At 52.7% G+C, this 24,873-nt stretch carries 18 protein-coding genes; 7 read left to right on the top strand and 11 right to left on the bottom strand.

From position 1 onward, the window contains the following. Positions 1-22: 22 nt before the first annotated feature. The 4 genes from ACFPOF_RS22355 (at position 23) to ACFPOF_RS22340 (ending at position 4,185) form a co-directional block, all read left to right on the top strand. Positions 23-940 (top strand): AraC family transcriptional regulator, encoded by a 918-nt coding sequence (locus tag ACFPOF_RS22355; RefSeq protein WP_378136772.1) that lies wholly within the window; start codon positions 23-25, stop codon positions 938-940. Between the two features lie 180 nt (positions 941-1,120). Further along, positions 1,121-1,963, top strand: a complete 843-nt coding sequence (locus tag ACFPOF_RS22350) for a sugar phosphate isomerase/epimerase family protein (RefSeq protein WP_378136770.1) — start codon at positions 1,121-1,123, stop codon at positions 1,961-1,963. Positions 1,964-1,975: 12 nt separating this feature from the next. After that, positions 1,976-2,986: a Gfo/Idh/MocA family protein gene (locus ACFPOF_RS22345; protein WP_378136768.1), complete on the top strand. Its 1,011-nt coding sequence runs from the start codon at positions 1,976-1,978 to the stop codon at positions 2,984-2,986. Positions 2,987-3,048: 62 nt separating this feature from the next. After that, complete coding sequence (locus tag ACFPOF_RS22340; RefSeq protein WP_378136766.1) at positions 3,049-4,185, top strand: Gfo/Idh/MocA family protein; 1,137 nt, start codon at positions 3,049-3,051, stop codon at positions 4,183-4,185. Between the two features lie 152 nt (positions 4,186-4,337). Here the strand turns inward: ACFPOF_RS22340 and ACFPOF_RS22335 are convergent, their stop codons facing one another. From ACFPOF_RS22335 to ACFPOF_RS22290, 10 genes are all read right to left on the bottom strand, one after another. Then, entirely contained in the window at positions 4,338-6,494 is a 2,157-nt protein-coding gene (locus ACFPOF_RS22335) for a beta-galactosidase (protein ID WP_378136764.1), read from the bottom strand. A gap of 27 nt (positions 6,495-6,521) precedes the next feature. Beyond that, entirely contained in the window at positions 6,522-8,534 is a 2,013-nt protein-coding gene (locus tag ACFPOF_RS22330; RefSeq protein WP_378136762.1) for a right-handed parallel beta-helix repeat-containing protein, read from the bottom strand. 86 nt (positions 8,535-8,620) lie between these two features. Continuing rightward, positions 8,621-10,141 (bottom strand): response regulator transcription factor, encoded by a 1,521-nt coding sequence (locus ACFPOF_RS22325; protein WP_378136760.1) that lies wholly within the window; start codon positions 10,139-10,141, stop codon positions 8,621-8,623. Continuing rightward, positions 10,138-11,859, bottom strand: coding sequence for a cache domain-containing sensor histidine kinase (locus tag ACFPOF_RS22320; RefSeq protein WP_378136758.1), 1,722 nt, complete (start codon positions 11,857-11,859; stop codon positions 10,138-10,140). Before ACFPOF_RS22320 ends, ACFPOF_RS22325 begins: the two co-directional genes overlap by 4 nt. A 45-nt stretch (positions 11,860-11,904) precedes the next feature. Further along, positions 11,905-12,741: a carbohydrate ABC transporter permease gene (locus ACFPOF_RS22315; RefSeq protein WP_378137121.1), complete on the bottom strand. Its 837-nt coding sequence runs from the start codon at positions 12,739-12,741 to the stop codon at positions 11,905-11,907. Beyond that, entirely contained in the window at positions 12,741-13,625 is an 885-nt protein-coding gene (locus ACFPOF_RS22310) for a carbohydrate ABC transporter permease (protein ID WP_378136756.1), read from the bottom strand. The genes ACFPOF_RS22315 and ACFPOF_RS22310 overlap by 1 nt, the downstream gene beginning before the upstream one ends. Before the next feature lie 34 nt (positions 13,626-13,659). After that, positions 13,660-14,994 carry an ABC transporter substrate-binding protein gene (locus tag ACFPOF_RS22305; RefSeq protein ID WP_378136754.1) on the bottom strand — a complete coding sequence of 445 codons (1,335 nt, stop codon included), beginning with the start codon at positions 14,992-14,994 and terminating at the stop codon, positions 13,660-13,662. A gap of 314 nt (positions 14,995-15,308) precedes the next feature. Continuing rightward, positions 15,309-16,694 (bottom strand): glycosyltransferase family 2 protein, encoded by a 1,386-nt coding sequence (locus tag ACFPOF_RS22300; protein WP_378136752.1) that lies wholly within the window; start codon positions 16,692-16,694, stop codon positions 15,309-15,311. Then, on the bottom strand, positions 16,688-17,776 hold the full coding sequence (locus tag ACFPOF_RS22295) for a glycosyltransferase family 4 protein (RefSeq protein ID WP_378136750.1): 1,089 nt from the start codon (positions 17,774-17,776) through the stop codon (positions 16,688-16,690). The genes ACFPOF_RS22300 and ACFPOF_RS22295 overlap by 7 nt, the downstream gene beginning before the upstream one ends. A 190-nt stretch (positions 17,777-17,966) precedes the next feature. Beyond that, the gene (locus ACFPOF_RS22290) at positions 17,967-18,692 is read right to left on the bottom strand and encodes a glycosyltransferase family 2 protein (protein ID WP_378136748.1); all 726 of its coding nucleotides are present in this window, start codon (positions 18,690-18,692) and stop codon (positions 17,967-17,969) included. 180 nt (positions 18,693-18,872) lie between these two features. On the opposite strand from ACFPOF_RS22290, the gene ACFPOF_RS22285 reads away from it, so the two are divergent. Continuing rightward, positions 18,873-19,778: an NAD-dependent epimerase/dehydratase family protein gene (locus ACFPOF_RS22285; protein WP_378136747.1), complete on the top strand. Its 906-nt coding sequence runs from the start codon at positions 18,873-18,875 to the stop codon at positions 19,776-19,778. A 16-nt stretch (positions 19,779-19,794) separates the two neighbouring features. Here the strand turns inward: ACFPOF_RS22285 and ACFPOF_RS22280 are convergent, their stop codons facing one another. Beyond that, positions 19,795-20,778 carry a ketoacyl-ACP synthase III gene (locus ACFPOF_RS22280; RefSeq protein ID WP_378136745.1) on the bottom strand — a complete coding sequence of 328 codons (984 nt, stop codon included), beginning with the start codon at positions 20,776-20,778 and terminating at the stop codon, positions 19,795-19,797. A gap of 218 nt (positions 20,779-20,996) precedes the next feature. On the opposite strand from ACFPOF_RS22280, the gene ACFPOF_RS22275 reads away from it, so the two are divergent. Beyond that, complete coding sequence (locus ACFPOF_RS22275; protein WP_378136743.1) at positions 20,997-23,633, top strand: glucosidase family protein; 2,637 nt, start codon at positions 20,997-20,999, stop codon at positions 23,631-23,633. Positions 23,634-23,645: 12 nt separating this feature from the next. Then, positions 23,646-24,809, top strand: coding sequence for a beta-galactosidase (locus ACFPOF_RS22270; RefSeq protein WP_378136741.1), 1,164 nt, complete (start codon positions 23,646-23,648; stop codon positions 24,807-24,809). Positions 24,810-24,873: the final 64 nt, after the last annotated feature.

The raw sequence follows: 24,873 nt of genomic DNA, 5'->3' as shown, positions 1-24,873 counted from the left end.
CGATAGACAGGAGGCGACATTCGTGAAGGCTGCCGGTGCCGATTCATTAATCCGATTTGATCCGAGGCCGCTGAAGGTGACGTTTGACGTCAGTCAGCTCATTTCCCTTCATTATTTCGAGTTCGCCAAAGATTTCATATTCCGAGGAGAATGCCACGACTTCTGGGAGTTTCTGTACATCGATAAAGGCGAGATCGAAGTGATGGCCGACTCGACAGGCTACAACCTGAAGCAAGGCGATATGATCTTTCATAAACCGAACGAATTCCATAGCGTATGGGCCAATCAAAAAATTGCCTCCAATGCGGTTGTCGTTTCCTTCGTCTGCAGTTCTCCGGCCATGTCTTTTTTCGAAGGAAAGTTTTTCTGTTTGGACAATCAGGAGCGTAACCTCGTCGCGGAACTGATCAGACAAGGTTTCGCCGCTTTCGAACCTCCGTTCGACGATCCCGCCATGCACGATCTGGTGCCGAAGCAAGACGCGCCGCCGGGCGTCGAGCAGTTGATCAAAATCCACCTGGAGCTGCTGTTGCTCACCCTCATGTCACGAGGCAAATCGATGCCAGGCAATCATCGGCTGAGCTTCACGGCGAAGGAGCGGAGCGAGGACGAAATCGTGAGCCGGGCCGTTTCCTTTATGGAGGACAACGTCTACGGCAACTTGTCGCTCGAGGAGATCGAGAATACGTTAAATATTAGCCAGACCCATCTGCATGCGCTGTTCAAGGACAAGCTGGGCATGAGCGTCATGCGCTGTTTCAAGAACATGAAAATCGAAACGGCGAAGCTGATGATCCGCGAACATACGAGCAATTTTACCGAGATTGCCGACCTGCTCAGTTACAGCAGCATTCACGCTTTTTCCCGGCATTTCAAGAACGTCACCGACATGAGTCCTTCGGAATACGCCCGGTCTGTTAAAGCTCGTTCTTCCTATTAAGTCCGCCATAACTGAAGTCCGCCAAACCTTTTCGCCCCCCGGAAAGGTTTTTTTTGATAGGGTTGTCGATCCCGGAAAGTGATAAATTTTTCGAAAGCTTTGGTAAATCTTTTTCCTCGCCGCACCGTTAGAATAGGCTCAAAGCCAAGCAAACGACAAGAAGAGGGCGAGGTTATCGAAGTGAAGAAAGGCATCAACATATGGTCGTTCCCGAACGATATGGATTTATCATCTTGTATGCAATTGGCCAAGACGGCAGGGTTCGACGGAATTGAGCCGGCGTTGGCGGAATCCGGTCCGCTCAGTCTCGAGAGCAAGAAAGAAGAAATCCTTGCCATCCGCCAGGAGGCGTCTGACTTGGGGCTCGAAATAACAAGTCTGGCGTCCGGCCTCGGTTGGACGAACGGGCTGACGAGCAGCAGCAGAACCGTTCGAGAGAAGGCGTCGGATATCGTGAAGCGCCAGTTGGAAACCGCTGCTCTATTGGGTGCGGATACGATACTCGTCGTACCGGGCGCCGTGGGCGTCGATTTTATGGAAGGCATCGAAGTGACGGAATACGAGGAAGCCTATGAGAATGCGGTTAACGAGCTTCGCGAGCTGGCGAAATCGGCGGAAGCCCACCAAGTGTCTATCGGCGTCGAGAACGTATGGAACAAGTTTCTGCTTTCTCCGCTCGAAATGAAAAGATTTATAGACGAAGTTGGTTCAACTTATGTGGGCGCCTATTTGGATGTCGGCAATACGGTGCTGAACGGTTATCCGGAGCATTGGGTTCGAACGCTCGGATCACGCATCAAGAAGGTTCACTTCAAGGACTTCCGCCGGCAGGCCGCTGGGTTGTCGGGGTTCGTGGACTTGCTTGCCGGAGATGTCGATTATCCGGCAGTCATGGAAGCGCTTAGAAACATCGGATACGAGGGTTACGCTATTGCTGAGATGATTCCGCCTTACCGCCATCATTCACAGCAGATCATTTACAACACATCGGCGTCCATGGACGCCATTCTGGGAAGACGCTAATAGGGGGCGAATATGTTGGTAAAAATCGGACTTATCGGAGCGGGTTTCATGGGCGGCATGCACGCCGCTTGTTACGAGGCTTTGCTGCAGTCGCACGACTTCAAATTAACGGCGGTAGCCGACGACAATCTGCGTAAAGCAGAGGAGGTCGCGGCCAAGTTCGGCGCCCAGGCGTTCGGTTCGGCTGCGGAGTTGCTTGAAAACGGCGACGTCACGGCTGTGGACATTTGTTTACCGACCTTTCTGCATGCGGAGACGGCGATCACCGCGATGAATCGGGGGCTGGACGTCTTTATCGAGAAGCCGGTATGCCTAAACGAGGAAGAGGCGGAACGCCTTCTGCAGACGCAATACCGGACCGGTGTGAAGGTGATGGTTGGACAAGTCATCCGTTTTTGGCCGGAATACGTGGAGTTGAAAGCGCTGGCTGACAGCGGGGCATACGGCAAAATCGTCTCCGCGGTATTCAGCCGAGTCAGTCCGAAGCCGGATTGGGCGTGGCAAGGATGGTTGGATGACCCCGCCAAAAGCGGCTCGGCGGCGCTCGATCTGCACATTCACGACGTTGACTTCATTCGGTATTTACTGGGTGATCCCCAGAACATCCGCAGCATGGCTGTCAGCGAAGGCGGAGCGAAAAATCATATTTTTAGCTTGTACGAATATCCGGACGCTATCGTGTCGCTGGAAGGTGGTTGGGACTATCCTGCATCGTTTCCGTTCGAGATGGCTTATCGCGTCAAATTCGAGCGAGCTACGGTCGTGTTCAGTTCCGCCAAGCAGCCGACCTTCTCGATCTATGAAGAGAATGGCGCGGTGATCGAGAAAAGTCTGGAACTGGATGTCGGCAAAGCGGGCGGAGGCGGCAACATTTCCAGCCTGGGCGGTTACTACAGCGAATTGCGTTATTTTGTAGATCGGCTGCTCCATAACGAACCGATCGCAAATTCCACGCTGCAGGACGGCTGCGATTCTTTGAAACTGACGCTTCGCGAAATCGCCATTGCCGAGTCGGCGTCATAAAGGATGGAGACGGCAAGGATACAGCATATGCCTCGCAGATGCGGACAGAGAGGAGCAATAGCATGAGAATAGGGGTTATCGGTTACGGCAAGCGGGTGCGATTGATGCTGTCGCAGATGGAGGCCGTGGACCCGGAGTGCCGGGTGGCGGCGATTGCCGATCCCGACGCGGAGCGGATTCGCGCGGAGATCGGAACCGATGCGGACGGCATTCGGTTTTTCCGTTCGGCGGATGAGATGCTTGCAGGGATACAGCTCGACGGCGTTGCGATCGGCACAAGATGCTCGCTGCATACGGAAATGGCGCTGAAAGTGTTCGCGACCGGATTGCCGCTATTTCTGGAGAAACCTGTCTCCACAACAATGGAGGATTTGCTGCGGCTGCAAAAAGGGTACGCCCAATCGACTTCTCCCGTCGTCGTCTCGTTCCCGCTTCGATTCACGCCGCTGTTCCAACTGGCGAAAGAGATCGTCGCTTCCGGCAAGCTCGGAACGGTGGAACATGTTCAGGCGTTTAACAACGTGCCGTATGGCGGGGTGTACTTCCATGACTGGTACCGGGATGAGAACGAAACCGGCGGCATGTTTTTGCAGAAGGCGACGCATGATTTTGATTATTTGAATGCCTTGATCGGACAGAATCCGGTGTCGGTAGCCGCCATGACTTCGAAACAGGTGTTCCGCGGCGATAAACCGGCGGGCTTACGCTGCGCGGACTGTGAGGAAAACCAGACTTGCGCCGAGAGCGCGGTGCGCACGGACGTATTCGGAGAAAGCCCGCTGGGAGATTATTGCTGTTTCGCCGAAGACACGGGCAACGAAGATGCCGGAAGCGCTTTGATTCGTTACGCTTCCGGCATGCACCTGACGTATTCGCACAATTTCTTCGCCCGCCGGGGCGCGGCGAAGCGCGGCGCCCGCTTGCTTGGCTACAAAGGTACGCTGGAATTTGACTGGTACACCGCGCAAGCCAAAGTGTTCATGCACCATACGGACCGTGTGGAGACTTACCAGCTTAGTATGGGTGTCGACGGGCACGGCGGAGGGGACCGCGTGTTGGCCCGCAATTTCGTCTCGGTCATGAAGGGAAGCGCGACATCGGAGAGCACGCTGGAAACGGGCATGCTGAGCGCTTATATGTGCCTGAAAGCCAAGGAGTCCGCTCAAACATCCGCTTTCCAGCAACTTTTCTTCCCTTGATATGACCCCAGAAGTTCTAATCTCGAATTATAATAAAATAGAAGCCCGCCTCGGCAACCATGGAAGGGTATACCTTCCGTGCCGGGGAGGGCTTCTTTGCGGCACCGACGTCAAATCCACAATTCGCCGTCGTATGTTTTCCGTTTCTACTTTTATTCAACAATGCATCTGAATACTTGGAAGTCTCCACTCTGGAGGTTTACGCGAATGCCATTACGTTCTACCCAGCCATTTCCATCTGAAAACCACGTTTCGCAGCTTGACAGCTTATATTGGTTTAACGCTATCGTTGCCGAGTTCTCCAGTTCATACAGATTTTGTACAAACAATAATGCCTCGCGCCGATCCCCCCGACATTCTAACAGATCCGCGCGAATCCCGTCCCCGGTGACACGAACGTATGGAATGATCCCTATGTCGAGCAGCAATTCTGCAAAGCATACTTGGGCATCGCGTGTCGGGTTATGAAAATAAGATGCTCCCGCTAACGTTCCGATCCATACGGCTTTACCTTTGCCATAGGAATGGCATGTTACGGCTGGGCTTTGATCGGATTCGAACCGGGCGAGCACTTCAGTTTCGGCGTACGTTTCGATTTCCGTCTGATAATACGCGCCCTGAATGGTTCTCCCGGCATGCCCGGATTGCTCGTTCTCGCTCCAAACCATCTTAATGCTGTCACCTTGCGCCGTAATGGATCGAGTATGATAGCTATGATCCAAATACTCTTCAGAGTGAATCCAGGTTTCCCGTACACCAAACACATCGTCAAAGTTATACCCCGGCACAGAATAAGTATGGAATCCGTTCACCGCTTGAAGCATCCCGAACGAGCATTCCGAAATCAGGACACCTCCGTTGGAAGTCCATTGGCGTAAAATATCGCAAACCTGCTGATTCAAATAGATGGGGAAAGGCATCCACAAACATTTGAAACGGTCGAGTTCGGTTGCCAAGTCCTTCTCGTGGACAAATTCAACCTTGTAATTCAAATCGTGCAGCAAGCGATGTGCGCCTTGAATCGTGTCCTCGTATGTTTTTAAGTGACCGAATACGGAAAAATTCGCGATTTGCCCTTCGGCGCTGTACAAGATGGCAATTCCATCCGACGGACGGCGGCCGTTCAAGATGATTTCTTTATCATTTTGAATAATCCGATTCAGCTTTGCCGTATCCTCCAGCCATGGAGTGGGGCTTCCGTCCAAATAGGAATGGCCCCATGCCGGCGCTTCCAGTCCCAGCACTTCCGGACGATATTGCCAGAACACAAAACCTCCGATTCCCCGGGCCAAGGGGATTAAAATATGCTCCTTCAGTTTTTTCCATTCCAGCTTTTGCGGCTTTAGCGATGTCATTCCAGGCATGGCGTGGATTTCCGAATTAATCAGGCGCTTCCCTTTAGCTGCTGACGTAAGTAGATCAGCAGCCCAAGCGGACGAACCGAGGCTGTTGCCGAATAAATCGCACGGTTCGGCGAGCATGAAGTCGTCGGAGCCGGCAGTAATCAAATTGAATATCGGGGCAGGGACAGTATGGCACATGACGGGATGAACCTGATCGTAATCTTTAACGATTTCCACCCGCCGTTTTAACTCCTTCGTTACGGTATCCACGAAGAAAAGCCGCCAATCTACCATATCGTTAAAAACAGCCTGCCTTCTCGGCGCTTCGACTTCATCCCATTGTCTGTAATTCCGTTGCCACTTCCTATTGAGGTTTTCCAACCTTCCATACTTAGCTTTAAGCCATAACTGAAATCGATTAAGGGAATGATCGCAATAACACACTTGATTTTCGAAAGACAACTCTCTCTTGATCGAAGTTGTCAGTTCCGGCTCGTTCCATAAATCCCACAAGTATAACGCCGGATGATCCTTGAATCTTAGAACGCTTTCCCTAAGAAACGCATCTTTCCAAAAATTCGCTTCATCATGGTGAAAACAGGGACCCGGGGCTCCGCCGATTTGCCGGCACGGGATGGCCGTCGGTTCAAGCACCGAGCCGTCCGCCGCAATCATCTTCGATTCAGGATATCTTTTGTAGATCCATGCCGGCGCCGTGTCGAAAATGACGTTCAGGATGACCTTGAGTTTGTACTTTGCTGCAAGATCCATCAGTTCCTGAATGTCATCGAATTCGTACATTTCCGGTGCCGGATGGCTTGCTCTCCATTGCACCCAATACTTGACCGTATTGAATCCGAGGTCGGACAAACGTTTCAAATCTTGTTCCCAATGTTCGCGCGTTGGCGTGGGCGATCGATAGTATTGAAATCCAAAAGGAATATTATCAGGCGAGTATTGAGTCATGAGACGTGCTCCTTTGAGGGCTGCCTTTTAAGAGACGACAAATGCGTCAACATCAATCGTAACGTTGGAAGAGGCGGGCAGCTTATCGCCTCGCACGACGATTTTTAACGTGTGGCTCCCGTAGGAGAGACCTGTTGCTGAATACAGGCGAACTTGTAAAATGCCATCCCGGGCATACGTGTCTACGGTGTTGACGAGATTTCCATCGAGGTAAACATCGGCTCGCCCATGAGCGCTGTTCATAGCCCCGATCCAGGAAATTCCTGTTCCCGTAAAAGAAACTTCAGCATAATTGCCGGCCGTCGAGCTGGCATGTGCGGTTTGGTTGTAGTAACCTGAAGCGCTGCCCCCCCACCAACTGCCCGCAAACGTAATGCCGGAGGCGCTGTCATCTATAGCCCCCGTCACGTTGGGTTGCAGGACGACAAATGCGTCGACGTCCATGGACGCCATGCCGGACTGCGGCGACTTGTCTCCGCGCAGCGTAACGCGAATCGTATGCGTGCCGTTGGCCAAGCCGGTTTTCTGGAACAGTGTCACAATAGCCTGTCCGCTAGTGGAATATTGTTCCACACTACCGGCGAATACGCCGTCAATGGTGACGTCCGCGCGACCGAGATTGCTATTGACCGAACTCACCCAGGAAATCCCGGTGCCGTTAAACGTATACTCCGCATAACTTCCGGGCGTTGAGGTCGAATGTGCACTATCTTTGAAAAAACCGGCTACAGTTCCGCTCCACCAGCTTCCAGAATAAGTGATGCTGCCCGAACTGTCATCGATCAAGCTGGAAAATCCCGATGCCGGGATTACTGTCCCGATTGTATTGTTGGACGCAGTCCATCCAGAAGGCCAGGAGTCGACTCCTCCGATATCATTCAGCATCTGGGATGACGACGCTTTCAGAATGGTGTTGCCGCTGACGGTACTCGTATTGCCCGAGTTGTTATAATAACGGATAAACCCGGCTACGCCTCGAAGTCCGTTGTTGGCAAAGGTGCCGTCCTTAATATGCGTCCCTGTCTGTTTCCCCAAAGTCCCCCAGTCCGGATTTTCCATAATCAGAAAGGCGGACCCTTGATTGTCGTGCACATTAACGCGCAGCGCCTGACAATTCACATTGTCGGATTCGAAGTCGATCGCAACCCCGTCGGGACTTTTGTTGGGCGCTTGCGTATAGGCAACTTCCGTATCTTCAATATTCGTATTAGCGTTGTTGTTGAATTGGATGCCCGCCGTCCCCCACGTCATTCCGTCTCGAAAACCCGAGTACAATACTTTCGAATTTTTCATGACGGAATTGGTCAAGTTCGCCATCCATACGCCGTACCGGTAGTGGTGGTCCAGACGCACGTTGTCCACCGTAATATCGTCGCCCCAGTCCAGCAGCATCCCCATATCCGAGTAAGAAGAGGTCACATTTTTTATCGTGACATGGTTGACGGAATGAACGGTTATGCTCTGGGAGCAGAAGACCGCATCGTAGAAGCCAGGGTTCGTTGATGCGCCGATGTTGTTGCCGGTAATATTGGTAAAATTCAAATCTTCCAGCCACAGCCCGTTTGCGGAACTCGTGCGGTTCTTGTAAGCGTATATGCCCATTTTGGCGTTCTGGATGTCCAGGCCGGTTATTTTCCACCCGCCCGTAAAGGAAGTGTCGTCAAACCGAATGGCCGCAGGCTGACTCGAACCCGGACTGATCACAGGACGATTGCCGCTGCTATAGGTAGAGACGGTAATCCAGTTGCCTGCCGCATAATTGCCGTTGCCTTTCGGATATAGCGTTTCTCCTGTCCAGACGTCGCCTTTCTTGAACAGAATCGTATCGCCAGGTTGAAACGTCGTCTGATTCAACTTCGAGATCGTTTTCCACGGCGCTGAGGTGCTTGTGCCCGAATTGCTGTCGTTGCCGACGGAAGAGCTGATGTAATAGGTTATTCCAGCCGCATGAGCCGTCGAATCCAGCCTCCCCATCCCAAACAACCCGACTGCGATCAATGCCAACGTCAAAACCACTTTTAGTCCTGAAATCTGTTTCATAAGCTTATTCCTCTCCTTCTAAATGTGGGTGAACGCTTTCAATTAAAATCGAGCCTTTCAGCAGCCGTTCGGATTGCTGTCGTCCGTCATCCTTTTCCTAGAAATTCATTTGGCGATTGCCCGTATTTTTGCCGAAACAAACGGCTGAAGTGCTTCCAGTTGCCGTATCCAACCCGCTCTGCCGCTTCGTATACTTTGTAATGGCCAGTCAGGAGCAACCGCCTGCCCTCGCTCAGTCGGATATCGTTCAGGTAAGCAACGAAGTTGACGCCTGTCTGCTTGCGAAACAGCCGACTGAAATGGCCCGCGCTAAGATGTACGACGCCCGCAATTTCTTCAAGGGACAGATCTTCAGCCAAATGTTGCATCATGTACGTTTGGGCGTTTTTGACTAATCGATCGTAATAGTCCGTCCCATTGGCGTCATTGGACTTCACCATCTCATGCAGCAACTGGCAGATTCGGGTTATCACTTCTCGCATGGAGCTGCACTCCCGTAGTTGCTCCAAACTACGGTCCAGGAAGAGCTCTTCCAGACGCTCCTGGTTGCGTACGATTTCCGCGGCAACGCTCAGCAGCATTCTGTCCACGAGGGCAAGATAACGTTCCGAATCGCCTTTGCTAAAATCTTTGAGCTTGTGTAGCACCGTTCCCAGTTCGTGTTCCTCCGGAGCTTTCCCTTGCTTTAGCACGGCAAGCAAAACCTTAGCCAACTCTTCTCCTTCTTCAGCAAGGCAAGACAGCGCCCGGCTTTGCGCCTCCGCTTTGTAGATGCCCGGCCCATCCAAAATTCGCTTTCTCATCGCCCTGATGGCCGAATCATGCGCTGCGGGCAGGCCAGTCAATCCTGAATACAGGAAGCTAAAACCGACCGACCAGGACAGATCCTTGTCCGCTATGCATGCCCGAAGCGCACCCTCCGCGGCTGTAGCAGCGGCTTCACTCATTAACGCCATACCTGTCGCCCCGCCCCACCAAACGTTATGACCGACGTCAGCACTGTTAGCCGCTCTTTTCGCTTCTTCCAATGCGAGCATCGATGATTCGCCACCACAGCGGGCGTCATACACCATCACAGTCCATCCCATTCGCCGCCAGTGCTCAGGAAGACAGCCGGACAAGTAAGGGTCTTCCATGTCTTGTGTGAGAAGCAGTCTTAGGGATTCCTTGATATCAGGCCGAATGCCCTTTAAATCGAAAGCTTTATCTGAGGATTTCGTTTCCTTGTTATGCCCGGCGTCGCCGATCGGCGTCAATCGCTGCAGAACATCCGACAGTTCCTCTTCGGAGACAGGCTTCAACAAGTAGTCTGCTGCGCCCGTTCGAAGAGCTTTTTGGACATATTGAAATTCATCGTAGGCGCTAATCAGTACGAACGTGGTCAATGGAAACGCGGGTTTCACCGCCTCAAGCAACCGAAGACCATCCATAACGGGCATGCGAACGTCAACGAGAGCGAGATCGAACAAGCGTTCATGCAGCCGATGCAGCGCTTGCAATCCATCTTCGGCTTCATGACACTCGCATTCGATCCCAAGACGGGAGATGAGATGCTCCATGCCTCGACGTATCGACGCATCGTCATCCGCGATTAGAATCCTTATCATGCTTGTCCCCCCGGAAGACGAATTTGAATATGAACGCCTCTTGTATCCACATCCGGCAATACGATGCCATACGCGGATCCGTACAACAGCCGAATGCGGCGGTGCACATTCAACAGGCCGATCCCGTCTCCGGGAGATCCGTCCGTCCGTTCCAAATAAAATTGCAGCCGTGCCTTTTTGTCGGAAGGGATGGAAGGACCGTCGTTTATCATTTCGATCACCAGCGTATCCGGCTCTTCCCGCTTTGTTCGGAGCCAGACGGAGACCGTCCCCGCCTGTTTCTCCAGTCCGTGTTTGACGGCATTCTCAAGGATGGGCTGCAAAATGAACGAAGGCACCTTTAAGTTCAGGTCCTCAGGCGGAACTTCATTCACGAGTTGAATGCGCTCCCGATAGTTCAACCGAATGATCGTGTAATAGTCCATCAGTCTGTCTAACTCCTCACTGAGCAATACTTTTGCATGGCTGCCGCCAAGGGATGCGCGCAAAAGCTTGCCCAGCGATTGGATCATGACGGATATGGATCGGTTGTCCCCGGATTCGGCCCGCATTCTAACGGATTCCAGAACATTAAACAAAAAATGCGGATTGATCTCGGTTTTGAGCGCGACAATCTGAGCTTCCTTGGACATAATTTCCGCCCTGTAAACATCTTGGATCAACTCGTGGATTCGACTGGACATGCGGTTAAAGCCTCTGCCAAGCTCGCCGATCTCATCGATTTGCTGGCCCGTGTACTTCGCGTTAAAATTTTCCTTCTCCATTTCGTGCATAAGCCCTCTCAACGTGCGGATCGGCTTCGTTACCCGAAAAGTCGCCCCTGCCGCCATCACGCCGCCGAACAGCAAACAGATGCCGAACAGCACCACGATCCACAGCCCGATCGTTCGAACAGGCTTCAACATTTCCGTAGCGGGTACGGCGCCTACGATTGTCCACTGCGCGGCGGACAGTTTGCTTTGGAAAGTCAACCAACCGTCGCGATGCAAAGAATCCGTATCCAGCCGCGTCTCTAACGTATCCCCATTCCCGGTATCGTAAATGATTTGATCGTTCTGGTCCGCGATCAGAATGCGGCTTCGTTTCCCGAATGTTAGCGGCGCGGTAATCCGCTTCAGAACAGACGCATCCATATCGACGACAATCGCCCCAGTCGGCTTGAATGTCGTCATGCTGTAAATAATCCGCACTGCGGACAAGACATACGGTCGGGTTTTCAACTGCTCTTCACGATGGGTGCCTAGAATGATATTGGAATAGTCCGCCTTAACCGCAGCTTTGTACCAAGGCGCTTGCGAGTAATGGGGATACGGGTTCAACAATCCGGTTGAATTGCTCTGCTGAAACAGATTGCCATTATCGGCATACAAGAAAAATCCGGCAATGTCCTTGTTGGCATTTAAATACGAGAACAAAATCCCTTGAATTAAATCTTTTTGCTTGAACGCCCACTCCGTCGAACCGTCGCTGCGCCCTTCGAGGAAATTCATCATTTCCGGACTGGAGTATGGCGTAATCGTCAGACGGGTCAGTTCCTGCAAATAAATATCAAGATTGGACTTGGCCTGTCCGACAATTTGGTTGGACAATGAAAACAACTGCTTCTCCATGGCGTTCCGATAGATCGAGTAGGACACAAGCGATATGAGAACGATTGGCAGGAGAAGGATCAGAAAATAGATTGCAATCATTTTGGTTGTCAGTGATCTTCTGAACATGCCGTCTCCCCCTAGCCCAACGCCTGTGTAGAATAAACTATTATTTTAACCTTTGACTGCCCCGCCAGTCATCCCCTTGATGATATGTTTCTGAGCCATGAGATAAAAGAGCAGAACCGGAGCTTCAATCATGGCGATGACGGCAAAAATCCCCGGCCAATCGCTGCTATACTGTCCGACAAACTCGAAAATGGCCATCGGCAGCGGATACAAATTCGGATTTGGCAGGAACAGTAGCGGATACAGAAAATTATTCCACGAGCCAATGGCATTCAGAATAAGTACCGTTGCCGTAACCGGTTTGAGCAAGGGGAATACGATTTGCCAGAACAGCCGCAACATCGAACAGCCGTCTATTTGCGCGGACTCTTCCAGTTCGATCGGGAGCCCTCGGATGAACCCGGTCCACAAAAAAATACTGAACGGCAATGCGGCTACCGCGTATATAAGCGCGAGACCTGGTATAGAGCCGAACAAGTGAAAGTCACGCATTATTTTGTACAGCGGCACGACTCCCAACTGCAACGGAGCTGCCATGCCGCATACGAAGTAGAAATAAAGTCCATTCGCCAGTTTGGACTGCCAGCGTGATAAAGCGTAAGCAGCCATTACGCCTATAAGGACGAGAAAGAAAAGATTTAACCCCGTCAGCAGAAAGCTGTTTCGCAAGCTGCGAATGTAGTGCGACTTGATGATCGCTTCCCGATAATTGTCGAATATCCAGTTCACGGGCCAGGCTGAAGGGGAGGAGGCCAACTCGTAAGAGGATTTGACCGACGACAAGGCAATAAGCAGCAACGGATAAAGATAAAGCAAAGCCAACAGCCAGAACAATACGGTAACGAAGCGGCTAAGCCACGTCCGGCGAATACGCCAAGCCATCACATCTCCACCTCCCGACTGCGAAGCAGGCGCAATTGGATAGCCGACAAGACAAGAATGAGTACAAACAGGACAAGCCCCATCGTTGTTGCATAAGCCGCGCTTTGCCCTTTGGTAAGCGTACGAATGAGCAGCGTCATAATCGTCTCGGTGGAACCGAAGGGGCCGCCTTTCGTTAACGCAAAAACGATATCGAACGTCTGTAATCCTCCGATTAGAGACAGCATCAATGTAACTGTCATAGCCGGGGCCAACATCGGAATCGTGATGTAGCGCAGTTGCTGGCGGAACGTGACGCCGTCCACTTTTCCGGCTTCGTGCAATTCCTGCGGAATGCTCTGCAAACCCGCTAAATAGATGGCCATTGTCGTGCCGAGCGATAACCAGTTCGCAACGCCGACCACTGACCAGAAAGCGGAGGAGGGAGACATCAGCCAAGGGAAATCGAGCGGAAATCCGAATAGGGCATGCAGCAATCGATTTAACGGGCCTGTGATCGGTCCAAGAATAAACGACCACACATAAGAAACGACCAACGCGCTGAACAACGCCGGGGCAAAGTACAGAGCTCGAAGGAGGTTCATCGATCTGACCGGTCGGTCGAGCACGATGGCGATCAGAAGCCCCGCTACGTTGATGGTTATGCCTCCGGCAACTGTCATGCCTACCGTATGCAGCACCGCATTCACGAATTGCCGATCGGCCAGCAGCTGTTTGAAATTCTCTATCCCGATAAAATGAAACGACGGCGAAAATCCGTTCCAATCCGTGAACGCATATACAAAACTGCTTAGCGCCGGATACATGTACAATACGGTAAAGAAAAGAAGTGCCGGCGTCAGAAAGAGAACGTAGCCGGCAACTTTGAAGTTTCTTTGAGACATCTCTAATCTCTCCTGCTAGTCTGACTGGAATGGATTACTTGCTGTTCGCCTGCTTTTGGATCGCATCGTCCCAGTATTTATCCCAATCCTTCATTACTTCTTCCGGTTTTTTATTTAATGCAAAAATCCGCTCAAGCGAGTCGTTAATTTTGTCTGCAAATCCTGGAGGATAAGGTACGTCAATGAATGGAGCTGACTTGCCCTGATCGGCAAGCGTCAGCATGTTTTCCTTTACGAACGCCGGCGCATCCGTTATGCCCTTGATGACGGGAATCGCGGTTGGATCCACATAGGATTCCGGCGTGCTGAGAAATGCGATGAACTGTTCGGCGGCTTCCTTCTTATCCGACTTGGCGTAGACCGCATAGACCGTGCCTACTCCTTGCGGCGTAACGAGACCCGCCGGCTCGTCTGTCGCATTGACGGCGAACAGGCCAACGTCCGCGCTCGGAGCCATTTGCATAATGTTCGCGTAAGCCCATGTTCCCTCAATCAGCATCGCGGCTTTGCCGTCAATCATCAATTGCAAGTTGCTGTCGAACTTGACTCCCATTGCTCCCTTAACGCCGTCCAAAGTGTAGTTTTCGAGCAACTGCTGGTACTTCTCATAGGCAGGCGCCCAGTCCATGAAAGAAGTTTTGCCGGCGGTGCGATCTTGGTACCAATTCGGATGATTGGCCAAAACCGTAGAAGCGACCAGTGAATAAGGAGGCAGACCTTTAGGCCAATCGCCTAGCGCGAAGGAAAACGGCGCGATGCCATTCGCTTTGAGCTTGTCGGCAATGGCGATCAAATCAGACCAGGTTGTCGGCACTGTCAGCCCGTTATCGCTAAAAATCTTTTTGTTATAAAACATTCCGATCAAGTTCTGATCTACCGGTATTCCGTATACTTTATTGTCCAAGGTCGCAGCTTTCATCGCGCCCTCCTGAATGTTGCCGATCCATTCAGACCCGCTCAAATCTTCCATGAACCCGCTTTGCGCGAGTGGCACGAACTCCGCACCGCCCGGATGCACCATGAACACGTCGGGTCCGTCGTTGGTGAGCAATTTTGTTTTTAACGCGGTCGTGTAATTATCCGTGCTGGCATTGGTGTACTGGATTTTGATTGTCGGATGCTTCGCTTGGAATGCTTCTAACAAAGCCTGCAAGCCTTGGTCGTCGCTGTTGCGCCATCCCATTAATTGAAGCGTAACTTCTTTTTCCTGCGACGGCTGCGTGGATTCGTGAGAAGCGGAATCCGTATTGCTTGCGCTCGAATCGGGTGCAGCGTTTTTATTTGCGCCGCCGCAACCAGATAATACTGTTAACATCAGTGCCAGCGACAAGACCGTAGCCATCTTGAGCCCGTTTTGTTTCTTCGACATGGCGATCCCCCAGATGATCAAAGTGATAGGCGCTCCCGGGAAGCGCTTTCCGAGATCATTATAGCCTAGCGGTTGTGAGCTTCCTATGAGTCAAACAAGTGATTTGGGAACATATTTTGATATTTGTATGGGGACGTTGAGGGCGAGGATGGGCCACGAAGTGTATTTGACAACGGTTCTGATGCCGTGCATGGCTTACTCAGCAAATCGACGGGGGAGTCGGACTGGCGGAACATTTTGCGTCAAACGCTGCCGAGCGCTATGAATAAAACAAAATCAGCCCTTGCCGGCGATACGGCAAGGGCTGATTTTGTTTACGCTATAGGAAAACCAATCGGCGTGCGGTCAAACAGCGGCTTCGGCAAATGGATTGCCCTGTCCATGCTCCACCCGAAGCGGGCAAGCGTCGCTTCCCACACGATCGGCCGAAGCCGCTGGCCTTCGGAATAATACAACCCTCCATCTGGTCCCCGGTACAATAAATAGTCGTACAGTTCGTGCTCTTCCCACACATTCCCTTGGATCGGCCAGCCCTCCCCCAAACTCCAGATTTGCTCGTAGGCGACCGGTATCGTCTCCTCAAAACGCAGACCTAGAGTCCGGAACGCATTCTCGTCTCGAAATGGATTGCGAATGCCGTAGCCTACGCTGTACAAGCCGCCGCCTGGATCGCGGGCGATGTACACGTCGGGATAACCGGCGGGGAAATTCGCGGCGTCAATCGGCGCCCCGTCCGGCAAACCATCCAAGATCGCGTTGCCGCATCGGCCGACTCGTTCAAGGCTTAAGCTAAATCGTTGGAACGTCTCGTAAGAGTGGATCGGGCGTTTGCGCCCTCGCTCGATCCGGTACACGCACCCGTTGTCAGCCAACCCGTACCAGCCGCTCGGCAGTTGAGGCGCTTGAGGAGCGTGATGAGGGTGTGGGCTGGCATAACGGTCGGGCAAGAACGCGGGATCGTGGTTCAAAATCAACCGTTCGGGATTAAATCGCCACTTGCGAATGAAGAGACGGCGGTTGGCCGCGGCGACGGCGTATATATCGATCGCATTGACGTCAAAGCTGCGGTTGCCTTCGTGATAGACGATAACGTCTCCGGCCAGACGAAGGAATAGTCCGGCTTTAAGCGCCCGATAGCCGAGGTCGATATCTTCGTAGCCGCCGACGCCGAACGCTTCGTCGAAACCTCCGAGCGCAAGCCAGGTGCTTCGGCGGAGCAGCATGCAGAAGCCGCTTAGCGCGCCGATGTCTTGCCACAAGGCGGGATTGTGGCGGTTAAAACCTTGGGCGAACAGATGATACTCTCCCTCGGAACCGACAGGAGCGGGGATCTTCTGCATGGGCAGAACGAAGTTGGATTTCGGTCCAACGATACCGACCCGGTTGTCTCCATGCAAACATTGCAGCATGACGGATAACCAGCGGTGAGACACGATCGTGTCGTTGTTCAGCAGCAAGACGTGATCACCCGACGCCATCGCGGCGGCTTGGTTGCATGCTGCTGCGAACCCCCGGTTCGAGCCGTTGGCAACCAGTTTTACGTCCGGTTGCTGGGCTAGCCAGGTGACGGTGCCGTCCGTCGAGCCGTTGTCGACGAAAATCAGCTCGTATGGACTGTCGGTGAACGTGCGGATGCTATGCAAACATCTCATCGTCTGGTCTAAATTGTTTAACGTCAGCACGAGAATACTCGTCAGCATGGCGGGACTCCGACGAGGAACATCATATTGGCGAAATTGGCGGCGTATCGGTTCATCGCGAACTCCTTTCTGACATGGGCGGCCCCGGCTTTGGCGATCCGGGCTCTAAGAGGCGTGTCGCCGAGCACACGACAAATTTGGTCAGCCGCTTCTTCGATATTTCCGTGTTCGTAATACAACCCGGTTTTGCCCGCCAAGACGGTTGAGCGGACACCGCCGGAATCCGTCGTAACGATCGGACAGCCGCAACTGAGCGCTTCCAGTGCGGCATAAGGCGCGCCCTCGGATTTGGAAGTCATGCAGAGCACTCCGCCTGATTGCGCGGCAAGAGAATAATAGGCGGGCATGTGAGCATTCGGTATATCATGCAAGTGATGGATGGCATGCAGGACGCCAAGCAGGCTGGCTAATAATCTGAACTGGTCGTACTGCCCTGGCTCGGCAAGAGCGGGGTCGCCGAACATCCATAATCTCGTTCCAGGTTTTCGCTTGATTGTCTCGGCGCCGATCAGCAGAAAGTCCTGCCAGTTTTTGTTGTCTTCCAGCCGCCCAACCCATAGAAGAGGGATGTAAGGCAAAGGCGTCTGAGGCGAACCGGCCATGGCCGCGAATTTCTCGGCGTCGAACGGATTCGGGAAAGAAAATCGGCGTTTGGAAGGGTACAACTCGCTTAGCAATTTTCCGATTAGAGGCGTTTCCGGATAAACGATGCCGTTCGCGAATTTATCCACGAATGGGAATGCGTCGATCAGACTTGCGCGCGCTTGTTCGGGAGGGCCGAACCCTTGAATCTCGAACACGATCGGTTTCGAGTAGCCGAGCTCGCGGAACAAGGCAAGCTGGATGTAAAACGATGTGACGACGATGCAATCGAATTGGTAGTAATCCAGTATAACGCCGATCGTCGGCGGGTCCGACGCGAAGAATACCGGCATGTCCGGCGGATGGTTGGAAGCGCCGCTGCCGCGGTTGAAATAAAGAAAATGAGCATAGATGCCCGATGGCAGCAACGCCACATACCGATATCGGTTCAGCGTGTCGACGCCCCCGCTCGGTACGATAAACACAAACAACACTTTCACGAAAGCGCACCTCCGTTTCGCGGGCGGAAGCTAAGGGACTGTTGCGAAATAACGAGAAGGATATCCCGTAGGATTTTGTCGGAGTACAAGGAAGAGAAACCTTGCGTAGCGGAGCTACGCAAGGTTGAAGCTGACGCAGTAATCCGGCAAAAGACAAGGGACGGACGAACGGTTATTTCGTAACAGTCACTTACAGCAGACTTGCCAACGCTTTTAATTGCGGCGCGTATTGATTGCGGACGAGATTAAATTCCCAGTCTGCGCTGTCTTTTTTTTGTACGGACCCCATACCTTCATGCCACCTGTACAGCGTCAGCACTTCGTTGATGAAATAGAAATCGATCCGCTTCAGATGGACCCTTAACCAATATTCGTAATCTTGTGTGTAGAGGAGCGCCTCATTGAAATAGCCCACTGCGTCTTTTAGGGAACGGTGCATCATGATGGTGGAGCCATTGATCGGGCAGAACGTGAGCAGAGCTTCGATGAATTTGCGGAGGCTGGGGAATTTGACGGTGAGCGCCTGCATCGTTACCTGGCCGAATTCGTTGATCAGATGGAAATCGGTGAAGCTGATCAGCGCTGTCCGTTGTTCCATAAAGGCGACTTGACGTTCGATTTTGTTCGGCAGCATCAGATCGTCGGAACTGTTCCACGCGAAATATTTGCCGGTCGCAGCCCGCAAGGCGTAGTTCAGCGCGCTGGCCGTGCCTCCGTTAGCCTTGCCGAAGTAATGGATGCGGGAGCGGTAGGGAGCCAGCTTCTCCTGGTGGCTGGTGGAGCCGTCGTCGACGACAATGACTTCGACGCGAGGATAAGTCTGGTTCAGCGCGCTGGCGATCGCCTGGTCGATATAGGGGCAATTGTAGTACGGAATAATGACGCTGACGAGCGGCAACTCTTGAACGTTCGACATGCGGGAGAACCTCCAGTCTGGTGTAGTGGGACAGATGGGAATGTACCAGTTTATGTGGACAGGGCGGTTGCCGCAACGACGCTTGAACCGCTGTAATCGGCCTATTTTCGCGTTCATGTCCAATCGGTCTGTCGATTTTTTTCATAGAATAGCGTTAAAAAGGCAAAGGACGGGTGCCGGATGCGGATCGTCGTGACGGGGGGAGCGGGATTTATCGGAAACCGGCTCGTTCGGAAATTGGTCGACGCGGGTCATGAGACGATCGTCATCGACAGTCTGGAAGCGGGGGACGCGGGGCGCATTCCGCCAGGAGTCAGGCTGTATCGGCTGCTTGTGCAAGACCGCGAGACGACGACATGTATCGCGTGCCTCGCTCCGGATGTCGTCTATCATTTGGCTGCGCAAGTCGGCGTAGGCAGTTCCCTGCAGGCTCCTTCGGAAGACGGGGAGACGAACGTGCTCGGAACGTTGCGGGTGCTGGACGGCTGCCGGCAAGCGAACAGCAAAATCGTATTCTCCTCGACGTCGGCCGTATATGGCAACACGTCCGGAGCGACCCGAGCCATCCGGGAGTCTCGAGCCTGTCGACCGATCGTCCCGTATGGATTGTCGAAATGGACGGCAGAACAATATATTCGTATGGCAGGCGAGCATAGAGGCGTTCGTTATACGATTTTGCGATACGCTAACGTCTATGGTCCGGGCCAGTCGGCTCGGGGAGAGGGAGGGGTCGTCGCTTGTTTTCTCGAACGTTCGGCGGAAAGGCTGCCGCTTGTCGTCCACGGGGACGGCGAGCAGAGCAGAGATTTTGTGCACGTCGACGATATCGTTCGGGCGAACATGGCGGCGCTTGAAGCGGGAGACGGCGGAACGTATAACGTATCGACCGGAAAGGCGACATCCGTCAATCGGCTCGCCGGTCTGATCGAGCAGCTGACGGGCAGAAACGCGGGAAGAACGTACGAAGAAGCCCGTAGCGGAGACGTCCGAATGAGCAGACTGTCCCCGAAGCGAGCTTGGACGGAACTAAGTTGGAAGGCGACGATCGATTTGAAGGAAGGCTTGAGTGAATTAATCGGTCGCTGAAAAAGAAAGCTCCGTACTAGAGCGTCCAGCGAAGCAGCAAGCCGGAGCGCGTCAGGCCGGAGCCGAATCCGTACAGCGCCATCAGTTGCCCTGTCGCCAGCTTTCCTTCGCGATAGGCCGCGTCGAGGGCAAGTGGGATCGAAGCCGCCGACGTGTTGCCGTTCAAGACAACGCTTTGCAAGGCTTTGTCAAGCGGCAGGTCGAGGCGTTCACAGATTGCTTCGATCATACGCAAATTGGCACTGTGGGGCACAAGCCAGTCGAGTTTCTCAAGCGGGATACCGGCGCGGTCCAGCAAATCTTGAACACCGCTAGGTACGACGGTCAGCGCCCATTTGTATACTTCGCGGCCATTCTGGACGATTTTCGCGCCCGGATCGCAGTAAACATGCATACCACCAGAGCCGTCGGTATCGGCATTGGCGGCAAGAAACGAGCCTTCGTTCGCCGTTTCCAGAAGTACGGCTCCCGCACCGTCGCCGAACAGAATACAAGTCGAACGGTCGGTATAATCGGTAATTCTCGTCAGCGACTCTGCGCCGAGAACGAGCACTTTGCGGTAAGTGCCGGACAGCAGCAGCCCGTTCGCGAGTTGCAGCGCGGAGACGAAACCCGCGCATGCCGCACTGACGTCTATCGCGAATGCGCTGCGGGCGCCGATTGCAGACTGTACTTGAGAAGCAACGGACGGAAACGGACGCTCGGGCGTCGTGGTGGCGACAAGAATCGCATCGATCTCTTCCGCTACAACGTCCGGGAACCGGGAGAGCAGATCGCGTACGGCGGCAATAGCCAAGTCGCTCGTCGTTTCATTATCCGCCGCGCGATGGCGAACTTCAATACCGGTTCGGCGAACGATCCACTCATCGTTCGTGTCGACCAATCGCTCCAAATCTGCATTCGTAATCGTCTCTTCGGGAACATAACTTCCAATAGCCGCAATGCGAGCGTTCGAGACGAAATGGTTTAGGCGATCGTTAACGGCGGTAGTGGTGCTCATCTGGACCACGCTCCTTGATGCGTTTATTTTTAGCACCTGGTATTAGTATCTGTTACTTATAATTTAGTACCGATCGACGGATCTGTCAAGATGAGATTTCAGCAGTAGTGGAGAGACCGAAGTAAAAAAAGTCCAAAAAAGAGAGTAACAATTATTCTATATTCGAATGGGCAGTTGCGGTAAATTATGAATCATCAACTGCCGGAGGTCGAATAGGGATGATTGTTCAGTTTCATATTTCATGGCGTATAGGGCCAGGGCAAGGGCATATAGCGGTAACAAACGGCGAAATTGCCCATTTGGCGATTGTACAAGGTTCAGGAAGTTGCGAAGGAGAACGTTTCTTCGCCGCCGAAGAGGCATTCAGATTAGAAGTTGCTGTTAGGCTGATTCCATCCGACGCGAAAGATGTACCTGTCGTGACGGTTGACACGGATCGGCCTTTTAGCTTTTTCCTGCGTGACGTTAACGATGTACAGCCGATATTTATTCCGGCCTATGAAGTTGCGGTGCTTGTGCCGGAGGACCAACGATCCTACGAACAGATCGGGACCGACATCGCGGAGCGGAAGCTCGTAAGCGATTATCGGATGATGGAGTCCGAACCTGAAGAAAGTTTTGAGAACGCTGCCATTCATACGCGCGAGTTGAAAAGCGAAACGTGGCTCGGGGTGTCACGGGATATGCGCATTTTCGAAGTTGGTTTTCGAGGGATAGGCGCGGAGACGGTAGAAGAGAGGTTATGGGATTGGATTCAGCCAAGATTTCACGGCCACGAGGCAACACTCCCTGAAAATGAAGGGAAGCCAGTCAGTTACCGCTACATGATCGGTAGAGGGATTGGCTGTACAACGGGGGTGACTCGCAGACTTGAAGACGGATGTTTGCCGATTCTCTATACAGAAATTGCGGACAACGATATTCGCTACCATGTGACCAGCTTTGTCTCTTACGAGAAAAGTCCGTTAAACCGTACAACGCTTAAGGGGACTCATTACTTGATCGCCGACGGGTTCGGGCATGGACATATGTTTACGGAAGGGCAAGCGGCAGAGAGAGAACTTCTGCTCTCGGATGAGGGAGACGATGAAGAGGAAACGGTACTGTATTCCCGAGTGATCGCGGCTAACAAAGCGAAAGTTCCTCGGTATGCCTGGTTCAAAAATGTTATTCCTAACGCTTATGTCCTCAATAATGATCAAAGCTATACATTTGATGGTCAAACCGGGTTCGTGCAATATTCCGAGGAGCGCGTTTGCTGCGTATCCAAATTAAACGGAAACGCGCTCACGAATGAGGAGACGGCTATTCTGCTCATGCCTGGCCAAACGGCAATATTCGAATTTTATTTGCCGCATCGTCCGATTTCCAGATTGCGCGCCGAGGGGCTGATGGCGCAATGTTTCGAAGCGAGACTGGAAGAGTGCCGTGATTTCTGGCGCGACAAGCTAAATGGAGCCGCGTCGGTCAAACTTCCCGAGAAACGGCTGGAAGAGATGCTGAATGCGGGACTGCTTCACTTGGATCTCGTCGCTTACGGGACGGAGCCGGCAGGTACGATTGTGCCTACGATCGGAGTGTACACCGCCATCGGTTCCGAGAGTTCGCCAATTGTGCAATTCATGGACGCAATGGGGTGGAGCAGAACGGCGGAGAGAGCTTTGCAGTTTTTTCTGGAAAAGCAGCATGAAAACGGATTCATTCAAAACTTTGGCGGATATATGCTGGAGACGGGGGCCGCATTGTGGAGCTTTGGCGAACATTACCGCTATACGAGGGATGAAGATTGGCTTGTTCGAGTCAAACCGGGATTGTTGAAAGCGTATCACTATTTAGTGGAATGGAGAAACCGTAATAAAAGAGATGATTTGGCAGGCAAAGGCTACGGAATGCTTGAAGGCAAAACGGCCGATCCTGAAGATCCATTCCACTCTTTCATGTTAAGCGGGTACGCTTATCTTGGTATGAGCAGATTGGCGGAAATGATGACTTCAATCGATCCGGCGATCTCTGACGAAATACGTACCGAGGCGGAGGCGTTAAAGACGGATATTCGCGAGGCATTGTTCGCGACGATGGCCCGTTCGCCGGTCGTACCGCTGTCAGATGGAAGCTGGGTGCCAACCGTTCCGCCATGGGTCGAACATAAAGGTCCGTTGTCTCTATATGCAGAAGGCGGTAAGTGGCTGACCCACGGTTCGGTGGTTGCGCGTGATTCGCTGCTCGGCCCGTTGTATCTCGTCCTGCAGGAGGTTGTGCAACCGGACGAAATGATCGCCGAATTCATGTTGAACGTACACCATGAATTCATGTGTTCGCGCAATGTCGCACTAAGCCAGCCTTATTACAGCATTCATCCATGGATTCATCTCAAACGCGGCGAAGTCAAGCCGTTCCTGAAAGCGTATTACAATACTTTTGCTGCATTAGCGGATCGGGAAACGTATACGTTCTGGGAACATTTCTGGCACGCGAGCTCGCACAAGACGCACGAAGAGGCTTGGTTTCTGATGCAAACCCGCTGGATGCTGTATATGGAGGAAGGCAGAGAGCTCAAGCTTCTGACGGGCATTCCGCGCAATTGGCTGAAGGACGGCGGTGTCATCGAGATCAAGGGGGCAGCGACTTATTTCGGGCCTCTCACCTTGCATGTCGAAGCCAGAGCGGGTGGGCGGGTAATCGTGGCCAAAGTCGTCTGCGATTCGGCACGCAGACCGGAATCGCTCTCTGTCCGACTTCCTCACCCGAACAGCATACAACCGGTAGCCGTTTCGGGCGGTCGTTACTTGGCTACGGATGAATGCGTACGAGTCGATGCTTTTGAAGGCAGCGCAGAAATCACTTTAACGTTTTGAGGAGATGACCAAATGACATTGCCGATCAGTTTCTGGGTTTCACCGCCGAAGGATCAGGTGTCCATCGCCAGATTCGAGGAAATCCGTAATGCTGGATTTACACATATTAACGATTTCAACGACTGGCAAGGCGATGTGGGAAGCGTTCGCTTATCGATGGATTACTCCTTTCAATGCGGACTGAAATATATGGTGAACGATACCCGCGTTACCAATCTGCAAGACTTTTCCTTGCTTGCCGACTACATTCGCGAGTTCAGCGACCATCCGGCCTATTTGGGTCACTATCTTTGCGACGAACCCGGCGTTAGCCAGTTCGATCGTTTGGGGCATATCGCGGCAGCTTATTACGCGCTTCTTCCCGGTGGCATGGCGTACATCAATCTGTATCCAACGTACGCATCATTTCAACAATTGGGAGCTACGTATCCCGAGTATTTGAAGCAGTTTTGCGACAAAGTGCCGCAAAGCATTCTCTCTTATGACCATTATCCGTTGAAAATCTCAACACAAGCAGACGAAGCTGTCATTACTGCGGATTATTTCAACAACTTGCGTCTTGTGCGAAGCAAAGCGCTGGAGATCGGGCTTCCGTTCTGGGTGTTCATTCAAACGTTGGCGATCGCCAGCAGCTTAAGAGATCCAAACGCCGAAGAGATGCTTTGGCAAGTCAACATGAGCTTGGCTTATGGGGCCAAAGGGCTGCAGTACTTTACGTACTGGACGCCGCCCGATGCGCACTCCGAGTCGTTCGGGGAGGCTATGATCGATCGGGAAGGCCGACGAACCAGGCGATATGAGGAAGTCAGACAAATCAACTTGCAGTTGAAGGAGCTGGGCAACGTATTTATGGCATGCAAGTCAATCGATGTGTTGCATTTTGAGGGTGAGGCCCCTGCAGGCACATGGTACGATCGAAGCCCATTCGAAGAAATGGAGGGCGGTGCAGTCGTCATCGGCGGCTTGGAGGATCCTGCTGGCCATGTGAAATGGTTTATCGTGAATGCAAGCTTCCGGGACGAGACGATATTACGCCTAAAAGCGGATGAGCGCCGCCCATTTCATTTGTTCATCTGGCGACAAGGGATCAGGCAGCCGCTACCTCTAAAAGAGGATGGAGCATGGATCTCCATAACGCTCAGCCCGGGCGAAGGACAATTGCTGGAATGGTTATGATATAATCCTCCAAGACGACAGGGAGTAACAGATTCCGTGTGCTTAATGCCATTTTCTCGACAGG

Origin of the sequence: Cohnella soli (assembly GCF_042655525.1) — a bacterium.
Classification (GTDB): domain Bacteria; phylum Bacillota; class Bacilli; order Paenibacillales; family Paenibacillaceae; genus Cohnella; species Cohnella soli.
This window is presented reverse-complemented; position numbering and strand designations above follow the sequence as displayed.

Excerpts from the sequence above, each read along its gene's own strand:
- ACFPOF_RS22325 (WP_378136760.1), bottom strand. The coding sequence starts at position 10,141 with ATGATAAGGATTCTAATCGCGGATGACGATGCGTCGATACGTCGAGGC.
- ACFPOF_RS22310 (WP_378136756.1), bottom strand. The coding sequence starts at position 13,625 with ATGTCTCAAAGAAACTTCAAAGTTGCCGGCTACGTTCTCTTTCTGACG.
- ACFPOF_RS22320 (WP_378136758.1), bottom strand. The coding sequence starts at position 11,859 with ATGTTCAGAAGATCACTGACAACCAAAATGATTGCAATCTATTTTCTG.
- ACFPOF_RS22300 (WP_378136752.1), bottom strand. The coding sequence starts at position 16,694 with ATGCTGACGAGTATTCTCGTGCTGACGTTAAACAATTTAGACCAGACG.
- ACFPOF_RS22305 (WP_378136754.1), bottom strand. The coding sequence starts at position 14,994 with ATGTCGAAGAAACAAAACGGGCTCAAGATGGCTACGGTCTTGTCGCTG.
- ACFPOF_RS22335 (WP_378136764.1), bottom strand. The coding sequence starts at position 6,494 with ATGACTCAATACTCGCCTGATAATATTCCTTTTGGATTTCAATACTAT.
- ACFPOF_RS22315 (WP_378137121.1), bottom strand. The coding sequence starts at position 12,741 with ATGGCTTGGCGTATTCGCCGGACGTGGCTTAGCCGCTTCGTTACCGTA.
- ACFPOF_RS22270 (WP_378136741.1), top strand. The coding sequence starts at position 23,646 with ATGACATTGCCGATCAGTTTCTGGGTTTCACCGCCGAAGGATCAGGTG.
- ACFPOF_RS22340 (WP_378136766.1), top strand. The coding sequence starts at position 3,049 with ATGAGAATAGGGGTTATCGGTTACGGCAAGCGGGTGCGATTGATGCTG.
- ACFPOF_RS22345 (WP_378136768.1), top strand. The coding sequence starts at position 1,976 with ATGTTGGTAAAAATCGGACTTATCGGAGCGGGTTTCATGGGCGGCATG.
- ACFPOF_RS22280 (WP_378136745.1), bottom strand. The coding sequence starts at position 20,778 with ATGAGCACCACTACCGCCGTTAACGATCGCCTAAACCATTTCGTCTCG.
- ACFPOF_RS22330 (WP_378136762.1), bottom strand. The coding sequence starts at position 8,534 with ATGAAACAGATTTCAGGACTAAAAGTGGTTTTGACGTTGGCATTGATC.
- ACFPOF_RS22275 (WP_378136743.1), top strand. The coding sequence starts at position 20,997 with ATGATTGTTCAGTTTCATATTTCATGGCGTATAGGGCCAGGGCAAGGG.
- ACFPOF_RS22285 (WP_378136747.1), top strand. The coding sequence starts at position 18,873 with ATGCGGATCGTCGTGACGGGGGGAGCGGGATTTATCGGAAACCGGCTC.
- ACFPOF_RS22290 (WP_378136748.1), bottom strand. The coding sequence starts at position 18,692 with ATGTCGAACGTTCAAGAGTTGCCGCTCGTCAGCGTCATTATTCCGTAC.